This is a genomic window from bacterium, from assembly GCA_040755795.1.
Taxonomy (GTDB): Bacteria; UBA9089; CG2-30-40-21; order CG2-30-40-21; family SBAY01; genus JBFLXS01.
In genome coordinates this window covers 1-5,327 of record JBFLXS010000280.1, presented here as the reverse complement: position 1 = coordinate 5,327, position 5,327 = coordinate 1, and the positions used below count along the sequence as shown (strand labels likewise).

Sequence of the window (5,327 nt, the reverse complement as noted above, 5' to 3'; positions counted from 1 at the left end):
GAATGAGTGAAGTCTCAGTTTTTGTTAGAGGACCAGGTTCAGGTAGAGAATCAGCTATCCGCGCCTTGCAAGCCGCTGGATTAGATATTAAAGCAATTAAAGATGTTACCCCTATCCCCCATAACGGTTGCCGCCCACCAAAGAGAAGAAGGGTATAATAAAAGGGGGCTGACTACATATCTTTTCTTTGTTCCAATGAAAGGATAAATATAGTGTCGTGTTGAAGGAATTTGGGTAAGCGTTAGGTGGTGTAACAAAAGGAGATGTGGAGATTAAGGAGATAGGGAGATATTTAAAAAAAATTGAAATTAATAGAAACTAATAGAAATTTATGGAAAGTTGTTGACCTGTACGGTTAGCAGTTCGAGAATTATCTGCAAGCGTTAGTTGGTGTAAGAAAAGGAGATAGAGAGATAGAGGGATAGGGAGATTACGGTATGATACATTAAATTACTGCCTCAGCAAGTAAATTTTCTTGATATTCTTCCATCTCCATATCCTTCTTTATCTCCTTATCCCCCTTCTTTACACTGAAATGGTTGCATTGCTTGTAATTTCTAACCGTACAGGTCGAATTTTTTCTGTTATCTGATTTATTTCTCTGTTCCTCTGCGTCTCTGCGGTGAACAGTTACGAATTTCTTAATGCTTGACTTCTTTTCTATCCTGATAGACAAAATATATGGCTAATGGAAGACATACAATAATTAATCCTCCTAAAACGATATAAACACCCTCCATTTTCTTATTCCTCCTTTTCTAATTTTTTCTCTTTAATAATCTTTAGAACATTTTCAATAGACATCTGTGGGGAAGATTTTGGAGTTTCATTCTCTCCAATATGTACATGATGGGGAAAATTATCAAGAGTTGGATAGTGTTCTGCATTATCCCATCTCATTATTGTCTTACCATCAGCACTTTGCCAGTGAAGTTTATATGTTTCTATCTTTAAAGAGGTATCATCTTCAAGTTTCACAAATTCAAATACTTCCAATGTGTCATTATCTGAAAGTATTGCTTTAATTCGAATAAAACCATCTTTTTGTCTTATCTTCTCCCTTCTAATCGCATAATCTTTAATAATATCACTTAATATAAAGAGTGATTTTATATTAGTAAAATAAGCATCAATCATTATTCCTTTCCTTTTAAAATATTCAACCTTTTTAATGTATCTTCATACATCTCACATAAAGCATCCCATTCAAAAAAGTCTGTTTCATCACCTATCTCTCCATTATGGAATTTAGTATGAAATATGTGTGAATCCATTTTATGTTTCTTCTCAAATACTTTTCTTTCCTCATCCAATTTCTTTAATTCTTTTCTTTGACTTCTTTCTTCATATTGAATTAACTTATCCATTGTTTGTATCATTATTTCATCATAAAATTTATTTTGTACTAATTTTTCCAGATTATGAATTTTATCCAGTATTTGTATTCCTTCAACCATATCTTGTTCCTCCTTGATTAAATAATCTTATTCCTCCATTATTGTAACATTCCACACTAAAAATGTCAATAAAAATGTTACTCTAAAAAGCAAAAAGGGGATTGAATTTAAACTTCTAAATCCAACCCCCTTTTGTTTAATCGTCGTTAAAACCTTGTGTCTCTGAAAACTACATTCTCACATTCACTACCGCCTTGATTCCATCGTAATCATTCAAGTCATTGATAGCCTGTCCGCCACTAGTTTCATCTTTTACTTCCTGGTCAATGTATTCTATCTTCAGATAAGCGTTATCACAGAGTTTGTAACCTGCACCGAGCTCTAATCTCTCTTCATCATCCTTTGGATCTGGAATTGAATACCATGAAAGGCTCGTATTAGGTTCCTTGGTGCTGTAACGGGCAGCAACCCACCATGGTGTCTCACCATTACCATACACCAGCTCAAGCACTAAATAATCAATGTCATCTGTCACAATGTAATTAGCAGTACCTCCCTTTACCTCGAGATTTCCCATAGCGGCTGCGAATTTCCACAATCCACTTGCATATGCGGCATCAATTATCCATAAATCTCCTTCATCTGTTTCGTTAACCTGATCTGCACAGTCATCGGTATGGTAAGTAGCTCCAAGAGTTAAACCTGGTACTGCTGGACAATCACCTGATAGGTTAAGGGTAATCGCCTTCTCACCATTAGTGTCTTTGCAGTTTTCTTCACCACAACTGCCGTAGCCATTGGTGATTCCCAATTTACAGTCAACACCACCCATTGTTTTACTAATCAGCAACCCATCATCTATCGCCAGGTCTGCCATATCATCGGCTAATACTGAGTTGAATATCAATGGGTTATGCATCGTGTTAGCATTCTCTGATGACTTTTGATACTCTGCACCTAATGGAAGATCTACTCGTCCAATCTGGAGAGATGCATCCGGGATAATCCTGTCGGTTATCTCCACATACACACATCTTTTCGTCACATGAGGGTCGTCACAAACCGCGCGAAGTTGAGCAACTCCTACCACCCCATCACATACATCTGCCTTGACATCGAGATTGAGCTTTATGTTAGAGAATTGAAGCTCATCACTCACATTATCACTTGGCAGAGTGTCCGTTCCATAATCCATCTTCTCAATCCCTGCCAGGATATTACCCGACCATTCTATCTCCGCAAATGCTGGCATTGTCAACATTAACACCGCCACACTTGCCACTAAATAAACTAAACTCTTTTTCATAATTTTTTTGTTCCTCCTTTAAAAAAAGGTTTTTCTTAAGGTTCAAACCTTAAGTTTAACTTTTTCCCCTGTACCTTATAGTAATACAAACATCTTCCTTGTTGTCTATCTAACTTCAATCTGGAAAATTGAGTTATCGTTCAACAAGCATCCTGTTTGTTATCTCTGGTAAAACAGGCATTCTACCTGTTTTCCTTATTGCCCGGCAAACCAAATTGGAGGAACTTTTTCACCACCTTTCTTTGCAAGATTGGGCAGGCACAAGGTACTCTTTTTTTATCTTTTATATTTTTAACCGTAAAAATTTATCTTCCTTCTTCAGAATGTCATCAGGATGGACATCCTTTCTTTTTTTCTAAAGAAGTATTTCTCCCTCAGATAAACTCTTACGGATTGTCATGGGTAATTATATCTCAAAGATCGAACATATCAAACTTATGGAAGACGGCTCACTTTTGTTTGATTAGTGAATTAGTAGGGAAAACTCACTATCCCGAGGTTTATTCCTTCCCTACCTACTATTTTCATCGTTTTCTATGTCCACGCTGTGGACATGAGCATTTCTCCCTAATTTCGAATTTCCACTTTCAACCTTCTGTGAACGCCCAAAAGAAATCACGGGAAAAGCGATGAAAATGAACCCTCTCCCTAATGATTATTATTCATTTCTATCTTTTGTGTTAATAATTTATTTTGTAACTATTCAGCCACAGATGGACACGGATAAAACACTGAAAATTCGTAATCCGTGTCCGTTGTCCGTAATCAGGTTGAAGGCTGAAAATTCAGGTATAGTGCCTCGTGTCTCCTCTCCTTCTCCGTTTCTCCCTTTCTCCGTTTCACCCTTTCTCATCTATCCTCTGACTTCTGGATTTATCCGTGCTCATCTGTGTTAATCAGTGGCTAAAGAGTTACTTATTTCTAATTATTCGTAATTTAGTTACTCTTGGGTCAATAATTACCTCATCGTGTTCAAAGTCCAGTTTCATTCGCCAGGATTGTAAGGTTTTTGCCCCGATGATAGTTTGTTCTGATAATTCTGGCAGTAACATAAATTCATCCGATAACCGTAATCCATCAATATAGAAATCAAGACTTACTCGTTCATTAGCGGTTACTTTTTCTTTCTCTTTAGCCGTCTCAAACTCCATAGGTTTTGGTAATTTTTCAGGGATACCTAATATCTTTGCCAATTCAGGGACAACACAGGAGTAAGTAGAGCCTGAATCAAATAATGCACAGACCTCTTTTTCCCCTTTTGAGCCAACTAATCTAATATTTTTTTCAATTACTGCCATTAAATTTACCTTTTCGTCAGATACTTCCTTTACAGTAACCCTGCGGCACGCATTGCCTGAGCAAACTTTATCTCTTGCCCGGCATATTCCCGTAATACCTTTTCTAGCTTCTTTTCTTGCTCTTCTACTATCTTTATTCGTTTAACCGCAGGAGCTAATGCCGTTCTGCGGTCCCACATAACAAATCCCGCCAGAGCAACCATTCCTCCTAATAGAGCAAACATACCCCCACATATTATTCCAAAACCCCATTTTAAATCATTTCTTAACTCATCTATTTGTCGTTGTAAGTTTTTTTGATTATCATCTATTTGTCGTTGTAAACTTCTTTGGTTCTCTTCTATCCTTGATAGTCTTTCTATTAATTCTTTTGCAGAAATAGTTATTGTTTCCTGGGTTTGAGCACCTACTATCGTTATCTTAGGCCCGATAAGAAAACTAACAAGGACACCGCCTAATATTATCTTTTTAATCATTTTAACTATCTCACTGCCTCTTTCATTGTTGGCATACCAGTTATCACTTTAAAGTAATCCTGCGGCACGCATTGCCTGAGCAAACTTTATCTCTTGCCCGGCATATTCCCGTAATACCTTTTCTAGCTTCTTTTCTTGCTCTTCTACTATCTTTATTCGTTTAACCGCAGGAGCTAATGCCGTTCTGCGGTCCCACATAACAAATCCCGCCAGAGCAACCATTCCTCCTAATAGAGCAAACATACCCCCACATATTATTCCAAAACCCCATTTTAAATCATTTCTTAACTCATCTATTTGTCGTTGTAAGCTTTTTTGATTATCATCTATTTGTCGTTGTAAGTTTTTTTGATTATCATCTATTTGTCGTTGGAGACTTCTTTGGTTCTCTTCTATCCTTGATAGTCTTTCTATTAATTCTTTTGCAGAAATAGTTATTGTTTCCTGGGTTTGAGCACCTACTATCGTTATCTTAGGCCCGATAAGAAAACTAACAAGGACACCGCCTAATATTATCTTTTTAATCATTTTAACTATCTCACTGCCTCTTTCATTGTTGGCATACCAGTTATCACTTTAAAGTAATCCTGCGGCACGCATTGCCTGAGCAAACTTTATCTCTTGCCCGGCATATTCCCGTAATACCTTTTCTAGCTTCTTTTCTTGCTCTTCTACTATCTTTATTCGTTTAACCGCAGGAGCTAATGCCGTTCTGCGGTCCCACATAACAAATCCCGCCAGAGCAACCATTCCTCCTAATAGAGCAAACATACCCCCACATATTATTCCAAAACCCCATTTTAAATCATTTCTTAACTCATCTATTTGTCGTTGTAAGCTTTTTTGATTA

The 5,327-nt window shown here is 37.1% G+C and carries 8 protein-coding genes; 1 reads left to right on the top strand and 7 read right to left on the bottom strand.

What is annotated here, in order from left to right; genetic code table 11:
* A partial coding sequence (rpsK, locus tag AB1414_14765; GenBank protein ID MEW6608684.1) for a 30S ribosomal protein S11 occupies positions 1-158 on the top strand: 158 nt, incomplete at its 5' end.
* Between the two features lie 586 nt (positions 159-744).
* Here rpsK and AB1414_14760 read toward each other — a convergent pair.
* The 7 genes from AB1414_14760 to AB1414_14730 all read right to left on the bottom strand — a co-directional run.
* Positions 745-1,137 (bottom strand): DUF6516 family protein, encoded by a 393-nt coding sequence (locus AB1414_14760; GenBank protein ID MEW6608683.1) that lies wholly within the window; start codon positions 1,135-1,137, stop codon positions 745-747.
* Positions 1,137-1,457 (bottom strand): hypothetical protein, encoded by a 321-nt coding sequence (locus AB1414_14755; protein ID MEW6608682.1) that lies wholly within the window; start codon positions 1,455-1,457, stop codon positions 1,137-1,139. Before AB1414_14755 ends, AB1414_14760 begins: the two co-directional genes overlap by 1 nt.
* Positions 1,458-1,626: 169 nt before the next feature.
* Entirely contained in the window at positions 1,627-2,703 is a 1,077-nt protein-coding gene (locus tag AB1414_14750) for a porin (GenBank protein ID MEW6608681.1), read from the bottom strand.
* Positions 2,704-3,614: 911 nt separating this feature from the next.
* Complete coding sequence (locus AB1414_14745; protein MEW6608680.1) at positions 3,615-4,001, bottom strand: retropepsin-like aspartic protease; 387 nt, start codon at positions 3,999-4,001, stop codon at positions 3,615-3,617.
* 29 nt (positions 4,002-4,030) lie between these two features.
* On the bottom strand, positions 4,031-4,477 hold the full coding sequence (locus tag AB1414_14740; protein MEW6608679.1) for a hypothetical protein: 447 nt from the start codon (positions 4,475-4,477) through the stop codon (positions 4,031-4,033).
* 48 nt (positions 4,478-4,525) lie between these two features.
* Complete coding sequence (locus AB1414_14735) at positions 4,526-5,005, bottom strand: hypothetical protein (protein ID MEW6608678.1); 480 nt, start codon at positions 5,003-5,005, stop codon at positions 4,526-4,528.
* A gap of 48 nt (positions 5,006-5,053) precedes the next feature.
* The coding region (locus AB1414_14730) for a hypothetical protein (protein MEW6608677.1) at positions 5,054-5,327 on the bottom strand (274 nt) is incomplete at its 5' end.

Coding starts and splice junctions, on each gene's coding strand:
- AB1414_14760 (MEW6608683.1), bottom strand. CDS start 1,137: ATGATTGATGCTTATTTTACTAATATAAAATCACTCTTTATATTAAGT.
- AB1414_14755 (MEW6608682.1), bottom strand. CDS start 1,457: ATGGTTGAAGGAATACAAATACTGGATAAAATTCATAATCTGGAAAAA.
- AB1414_14750 (MEW6608681.1), bottom strand. CDS start 2,703: ATGAAAAAGAGTTTAGTTTATTTAGTGGCAAGTGTGGCGGTGTTAATG.
- AB1414_14745 (MEW6608680.1), bottom strand. CDS start 4,001: ATGGCAGTAATTGAAAAAAATATTAGATTAGTTGGCTCAAAAGGGGAA.
- AB1414_14740 (MEW6608679.1), bottom strand. CDS start 4,477: ATGATTAAAAAGATAATATTAGGCGGTGTCCTTGTTAGTTTTCTTATC.
- AB1414_14735 (MEW6608678.1), bottom strand. CDS start 5,005: ATGATTAAAAAGATAATATTAGGCGGTGTCCTTGTTAGTTTTCTTATC.